The sequence below is a fragment of the Domibacillus epiphyticus genome (genome assembly GCF_001975785.1).
GTDB classification, from domain to species: Bacteria; Bacillota; Bacilli; order Bacillales; family Domibacillaceae; genus Domibacillus; species Domibacillus epiphyticus.
In genome coordinates this window covers 42,051-58,375 of sequence record NZ_MSFI01000012.1, presented here as the reverse complement: position 1 = coordinate 58,375, position 16,325 = coordinate 42,051, and the positions used below count along the sequence as shown (strand labels likewise).

The window sequence follows — 16,325 nt, the reverse complement described above, 5'->3', positions numbered from 1 at the left end:
ACTTTTACAGGTTGAGGTCTTGTTAGTTAACTATTTAGTAATCCCCTCAAATTCATTCATCGTCTCATTAATTTTAGATTGGGTTGAAATAACACTTTTTTGTGAACTTTCGGTTAACGTACTAACCTTACTTACTTCTAGTGTGATGTTTTCTACGTTTATATTCATTTTTTTAATTGCTTCTTCAACATTACTCGCTAATTTACGAACTTCATCAGCAACAACCGCAAATCCTTTTCCATGTTCACCAGCTCTTGCTGCCTCAATTGCTGCATTCAATGCCAATATATTCGTTTGCGCGGAAACATTTCGTATTGATTTAGATAGTTCACTGATTAAATTGGTTTGTTCGTTCAATGATTGAATAGCTATTAAATTCTCATTAGAGTTAACCGTAACCATTTTCCCTAAGTCTTCAGATAAAGTTTTAAGTTGAGAAACAATTTCTATTGTTTTATTTTCACGTTCCGTAACGTCTGTCGCAAGTTTAAGAACAGCATTTACTTTACCTTCTTCGTTTTGAATAGGAATATAAGTCGCTTCAAGCCAAATCAAATTCCCCGCTTTGCCAACCCTTTGAATTTTCTCTTGAAACTTGCTCCCTTTTTCTAAATTAGTCCATAGTTCAGCATATTTCTTGCTGCTTTGAAATTCTAAGGTGCAAAACTGCTTATGCATCATATTTTTCATTTCGTTAACGCTATACCCCAACGTCTGTGCAAAATTTTCATTTACCCATATAACTTTCTTGTCTAAATTGAATTCAATCATGGCTAAGTGAGACTCAAGTGCAGCTAAAACAGATCTTTCATCCAATACTTGAGTGCTCGTATTAATATTTGTCGTAATGTTCATGCGCCTACTTCCTTTTTAATAATGATTGTTTCGTTTTTATAAAAAAGCCTCTCCTGGAACAATTTCCTGAAATCCTTATAAATTATACCATTTTATCCAGCCATTTTGCCCTATTAGTTTAATGTGATTTTCAGAAGTTATGAAACCATTTTTGGATAACCGTATTATTTATATTTCAATCGGTGTCCTATTGAATGAATTGACGGTTGATCTTTCATCGCTTATCCACTAAAAAGGGTATAAATTAGGTAAAACAAGTCCATCCTATTAAGGAAAGAATTCAATCTGTACGGTGTGTTCTGAATTTACCAGAGAAGAATAAAATGGGTGAACTATGTTTATGAATGCTGCAGCAAAATAGGGAGTAGTGAATGAAGCAAAAAAAAAATAGTTGCTATAGCAACTACTTTCAATTACAATATATTATTAGTTGCTATAGCAACTAATTTACACATTTTTTGGAGGTATTTTTAATGGAAGCTATTGGTCTTTTAATTATACGTATTGTAGTAGGCCTATATTTTGCTGCTCACGGAGCACAGAAAGCATTTGGATGGTTTGGAGGGGGCGGACCTGCTGGTACAGGTGCATTCTTCGAGCAAATCGGAATTAAGCCAGGCAAACCTATGGCGCTGCTCGCTGGATTAGGCGAATTCGTTGGAGGAATACTGTTCTTGTTGGGATTCCTTACGCCTTTGGCTGCGATTTTAATCATTGTTCCGATGATTGTGGCGATTAAAACGGTACACGGAAAAAATGGTTTGTTTTCTGATAAAGGCGGCATTGAATATAATTTGGTATTAATCGCCGTTGCATTAGGAATTGCATTATCAGGTCCTGGTTCTTTATCGTTAGACGCGCTTTATACTATCAAGTTTTGGTAAATAGAAGGTTTTAAACCAGAGGAAGCTCTCGTTTTATATCTTCATACACGAACAGGTGCTGTATTTAATAACAAGTCAAAGAACACACATATCAAAATAAGTGTGTTCTTTTTGTTTTCATCATATGCGCAATAAACGCGTCAACCTTATGTGGAAAGGGTATAATAAAATAGCAGAAGTAGACAATAATTGCACCTGCCTTGAATGAGGATAGACATGCTGTGATTTTTGTAAAAGAATACAATAAAAGACAAAAACAAAAGAGGGAAAGGAGATACTATGGAAAAAAGAGAAGCAGGATGGAACCTAGACAACAGCTACACCCGTCTTCCTCAATCGTTTTATACGGAACACACTCCAACCGCTGTACGCAAACCGGAGCTGGCTATTTTTAATGATTCGCTGGCAGAATCCCTTGGATTAAAGGCTGAGGAACTGAAAAGTGAAGAGGGTGCTGCGGTGATGGCTGGCAGCCGGATTCCTGATGGTGCTTTACCGCTTGCTCAAGCCTATGCGGGGCATCAATTTGGGCATTTTACGATGTTAGGGGACGGACGGGCGCTGCTGCTTGGCGAACAGATATCCCCGCAAGGTGTACGGTTTGATATTCAGCTAAAAGGCTCAGGCAGAACACCATATTCCCGCGGGGGCGATGGCCGGGCAGCACTTGGACCAATGCTGCGTGAATACATCATCAGCGAAGCAATGCATGCGCTCGGTATTCCTACAACCCGAAGTTTGGCAGTAGTTACGACCGGGGAGCCAGTTATCCGCGAAACCGAGCTGCCAGGTGCTATTCTGACCCGTGTGGCTGCCAGCCATCTGCGCGTCGGCACCTTTCAATACGCTGCAAAATTTGGGACAGAAGAGGAACTCAAGGCACTTGCTGACTATACGCTAAAGCGCCACTATCCAGAAGTGGAAGAAAATGATGATCGATATCTTTCGCTGCTTCAAGAAGTGATCAAGAAACAGGCCGCGCTTATTGCGAAGTGGCAGCTGGTTGGCTTTATCCACGGTGTGATGAATACCGACAATATGACCATTAGCGGAGAAACCATCGATTATGGTCCTTGCGCTTTTATGGATACGTATGAACCGGCAACCGTATTCAGTTCTATTGATCTTCATGGCCGTTATGCCTATGGCAACCAGCCGCAAATTGGCGGCTGGAATCTCGCGCGATTTGCTGAAACCTTATTGCCGTTATTACACGATGATGAGGAGCAGGCTGTTGAACTGGCCCAGGAGGCGATTTCAGCATTTCCCGAGTTGTATCAGCAAAATTGGCTCGCGGGAATGAGAGCAAAATTGGGGATATTTAACGAAGAAGAACAGGACAAATCCCTTGTAGAAAGCCTTCTCAGTATGATGCAGAAGCAACGTGCGGACTATACGAATACTTTCCGCGCATTAACGTTTAATCAACTAGAGGGTATAGCCTTGTTTGAGACACCTGAATTTGCAGAGTGGCAAACACTCTGGCAGGATAGACTAAGCAGACAGGAGGAATCGAAAGCTTCCTCGCAACAGTTAATGCAAAACAGCAATCCTGCAGTAATTCCACGGAACCATCGGGTAGAAGAGGCGCTGGAAGCAGCGGTGAAACAAGGAGACTACAGTGTGATGGAACGCCTTCTTGCTGTTCTTTCAAGCCCGTATGCGCATTCCTCCGAACAGGCTGATTACACAACACCTCCTGCGCCATCAACTGTTCCTTACCGAACTTTTTGCGGCACCTGATGGTTTTAGGGATCGTTTTCTGCTTTTCTTCGTACAAAAATGCTGCCCCTCGCAACGGGCAGCATTCCCTGTGAATTCACAGGGGAAGTTTGCTTGCTCACAACGATTATGTAGTCTGCTTAGCCCTCAAGGAAAATACTAACGATCATCTATTTATGATGATTGCTCACCAATAAACATCGCCTCACTTAAAAGCTGGATATCAATCTGAATTTGCTCTTTAATATTTGTATCGGTACATCTATAGTAGTCGTCTATTAATCGACCTAATTCATTAGATAGAATATATGTCCATTCGCCCAATAAAATACCCCCCTTTAGGTAATTTATCTTGTTACTAATGATATATATACCTTATAAAATAAAAATTAAACAGTGTTTCTACAAAAGTTCTAAAAAAACGTGGAAAAATAGCAAAAAATAATCCATTATGACAAAGACTATCTGTATGTAAACAGGGCAAAACGAAAAATAAGTAATTTAAGACATTAACGGTGAAATATCAATTAAGCGGCTTCTCCAGCAGAAGATTCACCTGAAATTATTACAGCTACTGTTGTGGATATTTAGTATGTTTTTACTACTCATTGGAATATCCAAGAAAAAGTAATTATTTATAAAGATAAAGATCTTGCTGCAAGATCAGCTCTTTATCAGGCTTGATATACATTGGTTTCTCAAACACGTCTAGTTTAAAAGCAGGCTGGATTTTGTTGTCATACACTTCTTGTTTCCATCAATGAAATTATCATAAATTTATTTTTTTAAAGGGTATTCTATAAGATAAAAGCCATCAATTCTTGTTTTTTGTTTAATAAATAGGGAGATGGGTACTATTTTTATACGAAGAGTAAAACGTTTAGAGGAGGAAAAAACATGAGGAAAGATGAATATCATAATTTGAATGACGGCTTGAAAAAAGAAGTATATACACCCGAGGAATTTATAGAAGAAAGTGAAAGACTCAATCAAAGCGAGTTTTATGGGACAAATAGTGAAAAGTATGGCAGGGTACCAAACGAACCGAAAATATCAAAATAAGTGTAAATAAGCAGTAGAACCGGTACTTTTTGAAAAAACGAAGATCGTTACAGTACAGAGTCTTCGGCGGCAAATGAGCGGGTTAATAAGAAACAAAAGGCAATGTAAAAGATCACTTCTCGGGAGTGATCTTATTTGTTTTTATCAAACTTTTACAAAATAAAGCCAGAAATAACATCCAAATCCCATCGTCGAAATAGGGGTTTTATTTAAGTATTTTTATAAAGAAAGTAAGAAACCAGGACCATTAATGATCCTGGTTTTAATATATTTATTTCCTCTTTACTACTATCGTACCTGCCATCTTATCGTGTAAAGATTGCTTTTTACTGCTAAACCCAGCCATGATATAGCCCATGTAAAGTATAATTCCTGAAAAAAAGGTAGAAATATATCGCCATACTCCTCTAAAAAAGGAAATTCGTCTTCCAGATAAATCCATAACCTTTATGCCAACTATACGTTTGCCAAATGTTGCTTGCCATTTTGAAGCGTGCATTCCAGCAAAGTAGAACAGACCAATGAAAGCCCCGATAAGATAGAATATCCCTTCAAATGATTCCGACAGAAACATCGCTTCATCATAACTCATCATATAAGGATCCATCATAAAACTAAAGCCTAACACCAAACCTATTGCGGCGAGTATGAAAACCGGGATGGATATAATAATAGAATCTATTAGAGCAGCAACAAATCGAATCCAAAAACCAGCATAGGGATTTTGATTCTGTACATTTAGAAGACTGCCGCAATCCACACACATTTCTTGATGTGATTTTGTGCTAATTCCGCAAGTTTGGCAGTATTTATGACTGTTGAGTGGACGAAAGCCGCAGCTTGTACAAAATTCTGCCTTTTTACTTACTTGAGTTCCACATTCTCTGCAATGCATATTATTCCTCCATTAAAAAAAGTCCCAATCTCCGACTTCTTTTCCTTCTTTCTTTTTCTTGGCTATTAAATATGCATCAATAATTGCTAGAGGAGTTGTAAGAAGTGCTGAAACACCAAGAGTAAACATTCCTAAAATGATACTGCCAATTAAAATTGCTGCACCTTTCTTCCCTTGACCCATAATGATTTGACCCAATCCTGTGAGTAAAAAGGATAATAAAGCCATGAGCCACGGTTCTTGAGTATTATTGTTTCCACGAGTTGAATTTCTGGTTAACGAAACACCGCACTCTACACATATTTCTTGATTTTCATTTACTTTTTTTCCGCAATTATGGCAGTAATTCTTTATGCGAAACGGGTTAACCCCACACTTTGGACATATTTCAGCTTTATCTGAGATATGTTCACTGCAATTTGAACAATACATACAGTTTCTCCTTCGTTAAATAAATGTTAATAAATATTTCATTAATTGTTGACCGTGACTAAAACCTGATGCGAGTATGCCATATAATAAAAAATCAGTTCCAACCCCAGCTGAAATTCCGGTAATGAATCATCTTCCATTTGTACTTTTCCATTTTCCTATAAATTGAAATCCACCGTCTAACAAAAGGGGGACTAATAATAAAAAAGAAGGGAATAAGGGGATCTTTCCAAATATAAAAGCATAAACGATTCCAATAAAATATCCGATTAAAATACCTGTACAACGCGCACAAATAGGAAATTGATGACCTTTATAAAAAAATGATCTTTCCGGTAACCGATGACAAGCAAACAACATGTTAAGAGATTTTTCCATTCCATCAAACCTACGATACTAGATTAGTAATAATACATTGATTCAGATAAAGCGCCGATAAGCATTCCGGCAATATATAAAACGATGCCTAATACGAATCCGACAATTGCCCATTTACATACTGATTTAGCGGATTTTGGTTTATCTTCCCGCCAAATAAAATAAAGAATTAAACCGAGTAAAGGAAAACAACAAACTGCTAAATTTAGTAATCCTGATGGATGATCTTGTCCAGAAGATACACTGCTATTAAGTCTTACTCCACAACTAGTACACATTTCTTGTTCGCTTTTTGTAGAATAACCACATGATTGACAATAATTCTTTCCATTGAGTGGTCTTACTCCACAAGATGTACAAATTTCAGCTTTTCCATTTACCTGGCTGCCGCATTCTCTACAGTACATTTTCTTCCCACCTTTTAAATTTATTGATAAGATATTTTAAAATACCTACATTCTGAATCTTTTATCCCGTTAAATATAATATAAGTATTATATAATTTCTATAGATTCGACAAAATAAGACAAATATGATCGGTCTATTACAAATAATCAGGTCAAAAGATGTAAAAATTTAGTATGTAAACATCCTTTAATTTAATATTTATGTATTTTACTATTAATGAAAAAAGATTTTAAAAATATTTTCAAATAATATTTTCGCTTATGGAAAGCACTCTCTCAAAGATGCTAATTGTGTCTCGACAATCCTTTATCTGATAATTTAAAATTAAGACAATAGATAACAATTGCGGGTGATGACGTTGATCCATTTACTTCCGTTAATGCTTGAGCGGGTTGGCATTATTGTGATTATCGCTTTTTTGCTTTCGCAAATAAAATCATTCCGCCAGATCATCCAGACTGACCGTGGAGTAAAGGGAAAATGGCTGCTTGTGGCGATCTTCGGTGCGTTTGGCATCGTTAGTAATTATACAGGGATCGAAATCAAGCAAAACGCTCTCTTTGACAACACGTGGCTAATGGATGTGGACCCGGATAATGCGATTGCGAGCACGAGAAACTTGGGTGTAGGAATCGGCGGACTGCTCGGAGGCCCATTCGTCGGATTTGGAGTGGGGATGATTGCTGGCATCCATCGCTATACGCTTGGCGGATTTACAGCTGGCGCTTGTGCTGTTTCCTCGATTCTGACTGGCATCGTGGCCGGTTATATAGGAAAACGATATAAAAAAAGGCATGGAATTACTCCCTGGTTTGCAGTCGGAGTGGGAATGGCGATGGAAACAGTTCAAATGCTTATTATCCTAGCTTTTACAAAACCGTTTGAAAAAGCCTGGACACTTGTTGAAATTATTGGCGTTCCGATGGTCATTATGAATGGTCTTGGAATCTTGATTTTTATGTATATTATTCAATCGATTCTCCGAGAGGAAGAACGTACTCGTGCATTGCAGACGCATAATGCTTTTATGATTGCCGACCGCACACTTCCGTTTTTCCGCAGAGGGTTAAACAAAGATTCCTGCATGGAAGTAGCGAACATTATGCTTCAGCTGACGGAAGCCGACGCTGTAGCCATTACAAATGATCACCGCGTACTGGCGCATATTGGAGCCGCTTCTGATCATCATATTCCCGGTAAGGCGTTTGTAACCGGTCTTACAAAGGATGTGTTGAATAAAGGGACGGTTATGACGACCAGAAAGAAGGAGGAGATTTTTTGTTTTCATGACGACTGTCCATTACAGGCTGCGGTTGTTCTCCCGTTAAAGGTTCACGAGAAAACAGCCGGTACATTAAAGATGTATTTTACAAACCCTGAGAAACTGGACAGAGTAGAGCAGGAATTGGCGGAAGGACTGGCCAGATTGTTCTCGACCCAGCTTGAGCTGGCGGAAGCGGAACTTCAAAGCGAGTTGTTGAAAAATGCTGAAATTAAAGCGCTTCAAGCACAAGTTCATCCGCATTTTTTGTTCAACTCGATCAACACGATTTCGGCTTTGTGCCGCACCGATATAGAAAAAGCGAGAAAGCTTCTCGTCGAGCTCGGCATCTTTTTTCGAAGCAATTTACAGGGAGCCCGGCAATTTATCATACCTCTTGAGAAAGAGCTCGAATATGTTAGAGCCTATTTATCGCTGGAGCAGGCACGTTTCCCGCATAAATATCACGTTTCGTTTCGTATTGAACCGGGAGTGGAGAAGGCGCTTATTCCTCCTTTTACCATTCAGCCGTTAGTGGAAAATGCAGTTCTTCATGCTTTTTCAAAGATAAAAGAAGGCGGAGTTGTAGATATTCATGTATGTACAGTTGGCGAAGGCATTCATATCACGGTCGAAGATAATGGAAAAGGGATGACACGTGGGGAATTAGAACCGCTTGGAAAAAAAACAGTGAAATCCTCCAAAGGAACCGGAACAGCTATTTACAATATCAGTAAGAGGCTGGAAGGCATATATAATATGAAAGCAGCCATGCACATTCACAGCAAAGTGAATGCTGGAACGAAGATTGAAATGATTGTGCCTTTAAAAAGGAGCAGATGAAAAGAATGTTAAAAGCCTTTATAGTAGATGACGAACCTCTGGCAAGAGATGAGCTTCAGTTCCTTTTAATCCGAAGTAAACAAGTGGAGATCGTGGGAGAAGCGGATTGTATGGAGGAAGCGATGAAAAGCATTCCTGAAACAAATCCTGATATTGTTTTTTTAGATATAGAATTGGGAGGACACAGCGGGCTGCAGCTGGCGGAACAATTATTGGCCGTCGATCCTGTGCCGACCCTTATTTTCGCTACCGCATATGATGAATATGCGCTCCAGGCGTTTGACTTGGAAGCATTCGACTACATTCTAAAACCGTTTGATGAAGGACGCATTCAGCAAACATTAAGAAAAATAAGCCGCATGCGGGCCATTGGCGAGAATGTAGAGGAGTCGGTTTCGATTTCAAAACCGGTCGAGCAAACAGGAAAACTAGCCATTCTTGTGGAAGAAAAAGTGTTATTAATCAATATTTCAGCGATTCTGTTTGTTTGTTCACATGAAGGAAAAGTCGTCGTCAAAACGATGGAGAAAGAATTCAAAACGGGGGACTCATTAGTCGCAGTGGAAAAAAAGCTGAGCAATACTTCGTTTATCCGGGTACACCGCAGCTATATTGTCAACATCCATTATATTGCAGAAATCCAGCCATGGTTCAACTCCACATATAACCTCATCATGACGGATCTTTCAAAGGTGCCAGTCAGCCGGACGTATGTAAAAGATTTAAAACAGCTTTTTGGTTTATAAACGATAGATGCAATTCATCCGTCTATTTTGCAACTCATCCTCTTTATTCTGCATTTTACCTTGAAACTGTTCTGCAGATGCGTTCAAGTAGTAAGATAATCTTACAGAATATTTCGACATAAGGAGGTATACAAAAATGAATGCGATTACAATTGTTATTGCTTCAATGTGTATTTTAATGATTGCTTATCGTTTATACGGTACATTTATGGCCGTAAAAGTGCTAAAACTTGATGATTCGAAGCCGACGCCTGCTCATGTACTGCAAGATGGAAAAGATTATGTCCCGACAAATCGCTGGGTGACGTTTGGTCATCACTTTGCGGCGATTGCGGCGGCCGGACCGCTTGTTGGGCCTATTTTGGCAGCGCAGTTCGGTTATTTACCAGGCTTGCTCTGGCTGTTAATCGGTGCTGTTATTGGTGGAGCCGTACATGATGCTGTTGTCTTATTTGCTTCCATGCGAAAAAACGGACAATCTCTTTCTGAAGTGGCGAAGCAAGAGCTCGGACCAGTCGCCGGCTTCTGCACAGGATTGGCGATGCTATTCATTATCACGATCACGATGGCAGGCTTATCGATGGTTGTTCTGCATGCGCTGGAGAAAAATCCATGGGGGACATTCGCGGTTGGCATGACCATTCCGATTGCCATGGCCGTCGGTCTATACCATAAAAAAACAGGCAACTTAAAAGCTGCCTCGACCGTTGGGTTTACGTTAATTATGGTCGCTGTTTTCAGCGGTCCTTATATCCAAAATACAGCGTTGGGCGACTTTCTGACACTTGATATTAAAACGCTGGCATTTGCATTGCCGATGTACGCTTTTTTCGCGGCCGCTTTGCCGGTATGGCTCTTGCTGGCGCCGCGTGATTACTTGAGCAGCTTTATGAAAATCGGGGTGTTTATTGCACTTATTATAGGTGTTTTTATTATTAATCCGGCAATCCCATTTCCAGCCGTAACTGAATTTGTTCATGGCGGAGGCCCGATTTTAGCAGGACCGGTATGGCCGTTCATTTCTATTACAATCGCATGCGGGGCGATTTCCGGTTTTCATGCATTCGTAGGCTCCGGTACCACGCCAAAAATGCTGGATCGCTGGAGTGACATTAAAGTGGTCGGATTCGGTGCGATGCTTGTAGAATGTTTGGTCGGTGTCATGGCATTGATCGCCGCCACTGCTCTCCATCCAGGTGACTATTTTGCCATTAACTCCACACCGGAAGTATTCCGTACACTCGGGATGGATGTAGTAAATCTTCCGCAGCTTAGCCAGGAAATCGGGATTAACCTGGAAGGGAGAACAGGAGGGGCAGTTACACTCGCTGTCGGAATGACTTACATTTTTACAGAAATTCCATGGTTCAGCAATATGGCTTCTTATTTTTTCCAATTCGTCATTATGTTTGAAGCGGTGTTTATTTTAACGGCAATCGATGCCGGGACGCGTGTAGCACGGTACTTGATCCAGGACTTCTTCGGGGAGTTTTACAAACCTTTGAAAAAAGTGGATTGGCTTCCAGGTTCCATTTTTGCCAGCCTGCTCGCCTGCTTTATGTGGGGCTACCTCCTCGTATCCGGAGATATCGGTTCAATATGGGCACTGTTTGGTGTATCCAATCAATTGATGGCTTCGATCGGTCTGATCGTCGGAGCTACCGTTATTTTAAAAATAGCGGACAAACGCTGGTATATGCTTACTTGCTTAGTTCCACTAGCTTACCTGTATGTGACAGTAAACTATGCCGGCTACTGGATGGTCAAAAACGTGTACTTAAATCCAGAAGCGGCAGGTTATAGCGTGTTAAACAGTGCCTTATCGATCATCATGCTTGTTCTTGGCTTAATTATTCTCGTAACAGCCATAAAAAAATGGCGGGAGCTTCTGGAAGCTCCGCCATCCGATTTACGAATCGACGCAGGATAACGGCATAAGGGGATGTCTCAATGGTTTGTTTATGAGGCATCCTCTTTCTTATATAACGACGGCCGGATTTACGGATTTTAAGCCGGTTTTTCATATTTTTGGGCCGGATTTTTGGGAATTCGGCCAAACCAGAGTATATTTCGGCCTTAATTGAAATAATTCGGCCAAACCAGAGTATATTCCGGCCTTTATTGAAATAATTCGGCCAAAATGGTGCAGATTCAGAACTTTCCTCTTAAGCGAAGAGATACATACTTAATTTGCTTGCTCATTTATGATTAAAACCACCACTCTTCACGAAATGAAAGTGGTGGTTTCTTTACTTATTAAGACATTTCTTTCAGATCGGAAATACTCACCTGTGTACGTTCTTCGCCGGGTCCACGCAAATGAACCGTTGCTGTTTTGCCATCTTCATGTACTTTATCAATCCAGATGGAAACGCCGTTAAATTGTACTTCTACATCGGATGAAGGAGTCGACACAATTTGTTTTGCTCGTTGTAAATCCATGCGATCACCTCACAATTTCGCTCTGCTTATTTTTTTGATTCGTCATTCGGATAAATTCGTTCGCGATTTGGTTCCATGTTATCGAGTTCAGACAGTTCACGCGAAAACTCTTCATTCACTCCTCCTGGAGGTATCTTTAAATTTTTTGGTGTTTGCGGCAAAGAACCTGCATTACGAGTGCCTGTTTTATTATCGTCTCTCCCCATAGAAAAACCTCCTATCCGCTACTCGGTTCTTTCCGTTGATGCTTTCATTCGTTCTTGAGGATGTGTGTTAATAGATCCATCTGCCCGTTTGGAAGCATATTCTGCCTTAGCCCGTGCTTTTCCGGCTTCCCCTTTCATCGATGTAATCGAGAAATCCTTCGCTTTGTTCCTCATTGTATCCCCTCCAATTGAAATGGATGCATTGCGTTTCCGCGTATATAGTATGGGGAAATGAAACAAATTTATCATTGGCAGCTCCATGAAAATTATGGATAAATAACTTCTATGTATGTTTCGAACCTTTCTGGCTACATTAAAAATTACTATTAAGAGCAAGGAGGTCAGATCAATGAAACAAGAAAGCACACATGATTTTGTTGAAAAATTAAATGAGACAAAGAAAAAAGATGAGGAAAACAAGAAGAGACAAGGGAATGGTCATCCTGAGAAGAAATTACCTAATCATCAGCACTGAAATGCTGGAAGTCGTCCTCCTGTAGACACCGCCTTGTAAATGAATTCTTGAATTAAATGGAAAGACCACTTTTGGGCAGTGGTCTTTCTATACTGCTTATAAGTGAATTTTATTTAAAATGGCTCCGTGAATTGCCTTTTTTTCTAAATGCGCGTAAATATCCCATAGAAGCAGCAAAAGCAGCGGTTCTTGGGGGAACACCTTTTTTCATGAGTACGTCCACTGTATCTTGGATCTTCTGGCCAGCATCTTCATTCGCCTGGTTCAACATAAACGCCTCCTTTTTTAAAACGCCTTGTCATTATTTTGCCGGTGAAGGTTGAGATTATACAGGTCCAAATTTTGTTGAATGGTCAATTAATTTTACTGGTTGACGGATACCGAATGGGAGAAAGCGGTTCGGTATTTAGTTCCGGAAAGAGGGAGCAAATTATCGTTTGAAAACCTTGTCCCATTTTCGAAAGGTGGGAGCTTTACTAAGGAAAGTTATTCCAGCGTGCTCCTCGTGTAATTCCAGTAAAAATGATATGGACTTTTATGTCTGGTTTCGTGAGCAATCGTTTGAAATGAGAGAGCAACGGGTCACAGCGTACATTTCCCAAATGAAACAACCTGCGGAATTTGAACAGATAATTCTTTTCCAAAATGGAGAATTTTTATGCAACTCGCCACTCGATTTTCATAAGCTAACAGGGATGGCATATGAAAAGGAGGTGGTCAGATGGCAATCAAACCGGCTTCTCTGCAGCGGGGAGATACGGTTGGGATTGTAACGCTTGGCAGTCCCCTTGATGCGGTGACAATAAACGAACGCATTGCATTTTTACAAGGAATGGGGCTTCAAGTTGTTTTGGGGAATTACGTATATTCACAAAACGGATTTCTGGCTGGTACGGATGAACAGCGCGCAGAGGACTTGATGAGAATGTTCACGGATACGCGCGTGAAAATGATACTGCCTACAAGGGGCGGTGTAGGTGTGGGAGGCATATTGCCCCATCTCGATTATAGCCTGATCAGCCGAAACCCGAAAATCATTAGCGGTTATAGTGACATCTCTATATTGCTGAATGTTTTGTATCAGTTTTCTGATATGGTTACATTACACAGTTTACTCCTTGTTGACTTTCGTGCAGATACACCGCCTTATAACTTTGAACAGTTTTTCACCGCGACTTCTTCTACTGTTTCACCTCGTCCAATACTGAATCCACCGGGTATTCCGCTTGTCGGCAGAGTGGGTGGGAATGTGAGCGGGCCGATCGTTGGCGGGAATTTAACATCGATCGTCGGCAGTATTGGTACACCGTTCGAAATCGATACTGCTGGAAAAATTATCTTCATTGAAGAAACGCACGAGCCGATTAACACGGTTTATCGTTATCTCGAACACATGATGCTTGCCGGGAAATTTGATGATTGTATCGGAATCGTGATGGGTGAATGCACAGAATGTCCAAATGCATATGGAAAGTCTTACGACGATTTGATTAATGAATTTATCGTACCAATAGGCAAACCATTAATAACAAATCTTGCGTCAGGACATGGGTATTATAAAGCCGCTATTCCAATCGGCTGCAGGGTGAACTTAAACAGCTTTAATAACACGATTACGTTGCTGGAACCAGCTGTGCGTTAATCAAGTTATCTTATCCCCTGAAAATTTGCTGAAAAGAGCAGGGAGCCTATTCATTGGTTCTCTTTTTTGTACTTTAAAAGCAAAGAGAGGAAATAGTGTAATTTTCTTGGATTCAAATAAGTTTATCCCTAAATTGGGGCGTTTATCTGGAACGAAATCAGGATCTGTCCTTCGGAGGGATTCAACAGAAACATTCTGGTTTCAGCAGGTGATGATGAAAGTTCAGGGGCTTTATTGCGGAAACTTTTCACGATAACAGCAGAGAAATCAATCAAGGTCAAGCAGCCCGGAGAGGGAGCAAATGCCAGTCAACAGAACTCTGCGACGAGTCAAGAACAGCTTGCTTTGAAGAGGTTTCTTCCTCTGAGCAGTCTTTATCTCAATTAGCTGAAGAAATGCAAGTGACATTAGCAAAAATCAAATGTAAACCGCCACATCATCGGGAGTGGCGGTTTTTACTGTCAAATATCGATTGTCATTTAAATGAGGTACCAGGTCCTCTTATATTAAAAACATTGCAACAATAGTGGTTGCAACTAAACCTATTGTTACAGGTTTAAGGTTTCTTCTTGCGAGTTCAAATGGGTCAACACCGCAGATTGCTGCAGCAGGTATTAACGCCCAAGGCACCAATGTTCCCCCACCAACCCAAATGGCGGCAATTTGGCCTAGTGCAGTAAGGGTCGCCGCGCCTGCTCCGATGGCTGTACCAAATAAATTGGCGATTGAACCGACTAGAGAGATACCTGAAAAGCCGGAACCATCGAGTCCCGTTATTGTTCCGACAACCGTTATCGTGAGAGCGCCAATTTCCTTGCTCAACGGGACAACTGATGCAAGGGCTATACCGAGGTCGTTAACAATTCCGTGTGAGTTCTTCGGAAGAAGGTCGCCAAGAATGGCAGTAAAGCCTGCATCTCCTAAATAAAAGAAAGCGGCAATCGGAATGACGGGACCAAATACTTTAAAACCAAATTGGAATCCCTCGATCAAGTAACTTGTTGTTTTTTCAAGACCTTTATTTTTATAGCTGACCATCGTAATGACAAGTAGAATGAAGACAGATGTACCTCCAATTAAGGCAGTTGCATCGCCGCCAGTCAGATCAAGGATGAACATGGCCGCCACATCGAGTGCAAAAAGTATGGGAATGAAAAAGGCGAAGAAACGCTTTTGGGTGGTGGAGAGAAGATTTATGTGCTGCTCTGCAGGTTCAATGGTTAGTGCAGCAGATAATCCGGTTGAATTCGTTACTTTACCAGACCGCAAATCACGTTTTAAAAAGTAAAAAGCGGTAACAGTTGTGACAATTCCCATGACCAAAACAAGCGGTACACTCGCATTGATGACTTCACTGACTGAAAGTCCGGCTGCATCTGCCGTCAATTTTGGAGCACCTTGAATGATAAAATCACCTGATAACGCAAGACCATGCCCGAATAGATTCATGGCTATGGCCACTCCGAGCGCCGGAAGACCTGCCCGGATAGCGACAGGAAGCAGGACAGCGCCGATTAAGGCAACAGCCGGGGATGGCCAGAAAAACCAGGATATAAACATCATCAGAATCCCGATTGTCCAATAAGCAAGTGCCGGAGTTCTTATAAGCTTCGAAAATGGGGAAATCATTACATCATTAATACCAGTTGTAGTTAATGTTTTGCTCATGGCCACAATGATGGAAATCACAAGAATGGTGGGGAGCAGCTCTGTTATGGCAAAAATAAAGCTTGAAAAGATGCTGCTGATGGAGGCACTCAAAGAGCCGGTAGCTGTGAGGGCAATTAAAAAAACACCCGTAATACTGATTAAAGTTGTATCACGCCGCATCACCATAAAACCGATAATTAATACGATAAAAATGACATAAATCCAATGAAGGGCTGCAAGTTCAACGCCCATCTATGTTCCTCTCCCTTCTTTTATCCTTATTAATACATAAATCTTCCAAGGTTGTAATACAGAATATGTATGGAATGAAGAGTGGTGAGAAGAACATTTGAAATAATAAATATAGCTCTGATTGGAATGAACAGAAAAAAAGCCTAAAGAATAGAATATAAATGCATTAAAA

At 40.6% G+C, this 16,325-nt stretch carries 19 protein-coding genes; 8 read left to right on the top strand and 11 right to left on the bottom strand.

Features of this window, described 5'->3' with window-relative positions:
- Positions 1–30: 30 nt before the first annotated feature.
- Complete coding sequence (locus tag BTO28_RS08580) at positions 31–855, bottom strand: methyl-accepting chemotaxis protein (protein ID WP_076765281.1); 825 nt, start codon at positions 853–855, stop codon at positions 31–33.
- Between the two features lie 473 nt (positions 856–1,328).
- Here BTO28_RS08580 and BTO28_RS08575 point away from each other — a divergent pair, with 473 nt between their 5' ends.
- Both BTO28_RS08575 and BTO28_RS08570 read left to right on the top strand, forming a co-directional pair.
- Positions 1,329–1,739, top strand: a complete 411-nt coding sequence (locus BTO28_RS08575; RefSeq protein ID WP_076765279.1) for a DoxX family protein — start codon at positions 1,329–1,331, stop codon at positions 1,737–1,739.
- Positions 1,740–2,018: 279 nt separating this feature from the next.
- The gene (locus BTO28_RS08570; RefSeq protein ID WP_076765277.1) at positions 2,019–3,482 is read left to right on the top strand and encodes a protein adenylyltransferase SelO; all 1,464 of its coding nucleotides are present in this window, start codon (positions 2,019–2,021) and stop codon (positions 3,480–3,482) included.
- A gap of 153 nt (positions 3,483–3,635) precedes the next feature.
- Here BTO28_RS08570 and BTO28_RS17275 read toward each other — a convergent pair whose 3' ends face one another.
- Positions 3,636–3,785 (bottom strand): hypothetical protein, encoded by a 150-nt coding sequence (locus BTO28_RS17275; protein ID WP_198936755.1) that lies wholly within the window; start codon positions 3,783–3,785, stop codon positions 3,636–3,638.
- Between the two features lie 573 nt (positions 3,786–4,358).
- Here BTO28_RS17275 and BTO28_RS17140 point away from each other — a divergent pair.
- Complete coding sequence (locus BTO28_RS17140; protein WP_158068806.1) at positions 4,359–4,523, top strand: hypothetical protein; 165 nt, start codon at positions 4,359–4,361, stop codon at positions 4,521–4,523.
- Between the two features lie 271 nt (positions 4,524–4,794).
- Here BTO28_RS17140 and BTO28_RS08565 read toward each other — a convergent pair whose 3' ends face one another.
- The 4 genes from BTO28_RS08565 to BTO28_RS08550 form a co-directional block, all read right to left on the bottom strand.
- Complete coding sequence (locus tag BTO28_RS08565) at positions 4,795–5,418, bottom strand: RDD family protein (protein ID WP_233129852.1); 624 nt, start codon at positions 5,416–5,418, stop codon at positions 4,795–4,797.
- A 12-nt stretch (positions 5,419–5,430) separates the two neighbouring features.
- A complete protein-coding gene (locus BTO28_RS08560; RefSeq protein ID WP_076765275.1) occupies positions 5,431–5,850 on the bottom strand; it encodes a zinc ribbon domain-containing protein in 420 nt (139 codons plus the stop codon).
- Positions 5,851–5,979: 129 nt separating this feature from the next.
- A complete protein-coding gene (locus BTO28_RS17885) occupies positions 5,980–6,210 on the bottom strand; it encodes a DUF2085 domain-containing protein (RefSeq protein ID WP_408606651.1) in 231 nt (76 codons plus the stop codon).
- A 41-nt stretch (positions 6,211–6,251) separates the two neighbouring features.
- The gene (locus tag BTO28_RS08550; RefSeq protein ID WP_083711423.1) at positions 6,252–6,635 is read right to left on the bottom strand and encodes a phosphatase PAP2 family protein; all 384 of its coding nucleotides are present in this window, start codon (positions 6,633–6,635) and stop codon (positions 6,252–6,254) included.
- 359 nt (positions 6,636–6,994) lie between these two features.
- On the opposite strand from BTO28_RS08550, the gene BTO28_RS08545 reads away from it, so the two are divergent.
- The 3 genes from BTO28_RS08545 (at position 6,995) to cstA (ending at position 11,416) form a co-directional block, all read left to right on the top strand.
- Positions 6,995–8,740 (top strand): sensor histidine kinase, encoded by a 1,746-nt coding sequence (locus BTO28_RS08545; RefSeq protein WP_076765274.1) that lies wholly within the window; start codon positions 6,995–6,997, stop codon positions 8,738–8,740.
- A 5-nt stretch (positions 8,741–8,745) separates the two neighbouring features.
- The gene (locus tag BTO28_RS08540) at positions 8,746–9,486 is read left to right on the top strand and encodes a LytR/AlgR family response regulator transcription factor (RefSeq protein WP_076765273.1); all 741 of its coding nucleotides are present in this window, start codon (positions 8,746–8,748) and stop codon (positions 9,484–9,486) included.
- A 136-nt stretch (positions 9,487–9,622) separates the two neighbouring features.
- Positions 9,623–11,416: a carbon starvation protein CstA gene (gene cstA / locus BTO28_RS08535; RefSeq protein WP_076765271.1), complete on the top strand. Its 1,794-nt coding sequence runs from the start codon at positions 9,623–9,625 to the stop codon at positions 11,414–11,416.
- Positions 11,417–11,742: 326 nt separating this feature from the next.
- Here the strand turns inward: cstA and BTO28_RS08530 are convergent, their stop codons facing one another.
- From BTO28_RS08530 to sspK, 3 genes are read right to left on the bottom strand one after another with little or no spacing between them, the layout of a single operon-like run.
- Complete coding sequence (locus BTO28_RS08530) at positions 11,743–11,928, bottom strand: H-type small acid-soluble spore protein (RefSeq protein ID WP_076765269.1); 186 nt, start codon at positions 11,926–11,928, stop codon at positions 11,743–11,745.
- A 26-nt stretch (positions 11,929–11,954) separates the two neighbouring features.
- A complete protein-coding gene (locus BTO28_RS08525; RefSeq protein ID WP_076765266.1) occupies positions 11,955–12,134 on the bottom strand; it encodes a YfhD family protein in 180 nt (59 codons plus the stop codon).
- A gap of 18 nt (positions 12,135–12,152) precedes the next feature.
- Positions 12,153–12,308: a small, acid-soluble spore protein K gene (gene sspK / locus BTO28_RS08520; protein WP_076765264.1), complete on the bottom strand. Its 156-nt coding sequence runs from the start codon at positions 12,306–12,308 to the stop codon at positions 12,153–12,155.
- A 175-nt stretch (positions 12,309–12,483) separates the two neighbouring features.
- Here sspK and BTO28_RS08515 point away from each other — a divergent pair, with 175 nt between their 5' ends.
- Positions 12,484–12,609 carry a DUF4023 domain-containing protein gene (locus BTO28_RS08515; protein ID WP_076765262.1) on the top strand — a complete coding sequence of 42 codons (126 nt, stop codon included), beginning with the start codon at positions 12,484–12,486 and terminating at the stop codon, positions 12,607–12,609.
- 109 nt (positions 12,610–12,718) lie between these two features.
- Here BTO28_RS08515 and BTO28_RS17135 read toward each other — a convergent pair whose 3' ends face one another.
- A complete protein-coding gene (locus BTO28_RS17135) occupies positions 12,719–12,880 on the bottom strand; it encodes a hypothetical protein (protein WP_158068805.1) in 162 nt (53 codons plus the stop codon).
- A 450-nt stretch (positions 12,881–13,330) separates the two neighbouring features.
- Here BTO28_RS17135 and BTO28_RS08510 point away from each other — a divergent pair, with 450 nt between their 5' ends.
- On the top strand, positions 13,331–14,251 hold the full coding sequence (locus BTO28_RS08510) for a S66 peptidase family protein (protein WP_076765256.1): 921 nt from the start codon (positions 13,331–13,333) through the stop codon (positions 14,249–14,251).
- 501 nt (positions 14,252–14,752) lie between these two features.
- On the opposite strand, the gene BTO28_RS08505 is transcribed toward BTO28_RS08510, so the two are convergent.
- Complete coding sequence (locus tag BTO28_RS08505) at positions 14,753–16,153, bottom strand: hypothetical protein (protein WP_076765255.1); 1,401 nt, start codon at positions 16,151–16,153, stop codon at positions 14,753–14,755.
- Positions 16,154–16,325 lie beyond the last annotated feature (172 nt).

Coding starts and splice junctions, on each gene's coding strand:
- BTO28_RS08580 (WP_076765281.1), bottom strand. CDS start 855: ATGAACATTACGACAAATATTAATACGAGCACTCAAGTATTGGATGAA.
- BTO28_RS08575 (WP_076765279.1), top strand. CDS start 1,329: ATGGAAGCTATTGGTCTTTTAATTATACGTATTGTAGTAGGCCTATAT.
- BTO28_RS08570 (WP_076765277.1), top strand. CDS start 2,019: ATGGAAAAAAGAGAAGCAGGATGGAACCTAGACAACAGCTACACCCGT.
- BTO28_RS17140 (WP_158068806.1), top strand. CDS start 4,359: ATGAGGAAAGATGAATATCATAATTTGAATGACGGCTTGAAAAAAGAA.
- BTO28_RS08565 (WP_233129852.1), bottom strand. CDS start 5,418: ATGCATTGCAGAGAATGTGGAACTCAAGTAAGTAAAAAGGCAGAATTT.
- BTO28_RS08560 (WP_076765275.1), bottom strand. CDS start 5,850: ATGTATTGTTCAAATTGCAGTGAACATATCTCAGATAAAGCTGAAATA.
- BTO28_RS17885 (WP_408606651.1), bottom strand. CDS start 6,210: ATGTTGTTTGCTTGTCATCGGTTACCGGAAAGATCATTTTTTTATAAA.
- BTO28_RS08550 (WP_083711423.1), bottom strand. CDS start 6,635: ATGTACTGTAGAGAATGCGGCAGCCAGGTAAATGGAAAAGCTGAAATT.
- BTO28_RS08540 (WP_076765273.1), top strand. CDS start 8,746: ATGTTAAAAGCCTTTATAGTAGATGACGAACCTCTGGCAAGAGATGAG.
- cstA (WP_076765271.1), top strand. CDS start 9,623: ATGAATGCGATTACAATTGTTATTGCTTCAATGTGTATTTTAATGATT.
- BTO28_RS08530 (WP_076765269.1), bottom strand. CDS start 11,928: ATGGATTTACAACGAGCAAAACAAATTGTGTCGACTCCTTCATCCGAT.
- BTO28_RS08525 (WP_076765266.1), bottom strand. CDS start 12,134: ATGGGGAGAGACGATAATAAAACAGGCACTCGTAATGCAGGTTCTTTG.
- sspK (WP_076765264.1), bottom strand. CDS start 12,308: ATGAGGAACAAAGCGAAGGATTTCTCGATTACATCGATGAAAGGGGAA.
- BTO28_RS08515 (WP_076765262.1), top strand. CDS start 12,484: ATGAAACAAGAAAGCACACATGATTTTGTTGAAAAATTAAATGAGACA.
- BTO28_RS17135 (WP_158068805.1), bottom strand. CDS start 12,880: ATGTTGAACCAGGCGAATGAAGATGCTGGCCAGAAGATCCAAGATACA.
- BTO28_RS08510 (WP_076765256.1), top strand. CDS start 13,331: ATGGCAATCAAACCGGCTTCTCTGCAGCGGGGAGATACGGTTGGGATT.
- BTO28_RS08505 (WP_076765255.1), bottom strand. CDS start 16,153: ATGGGCGTTGAACTTGCAGCCCTTCATTGGATTTATGTCATTTTTATC.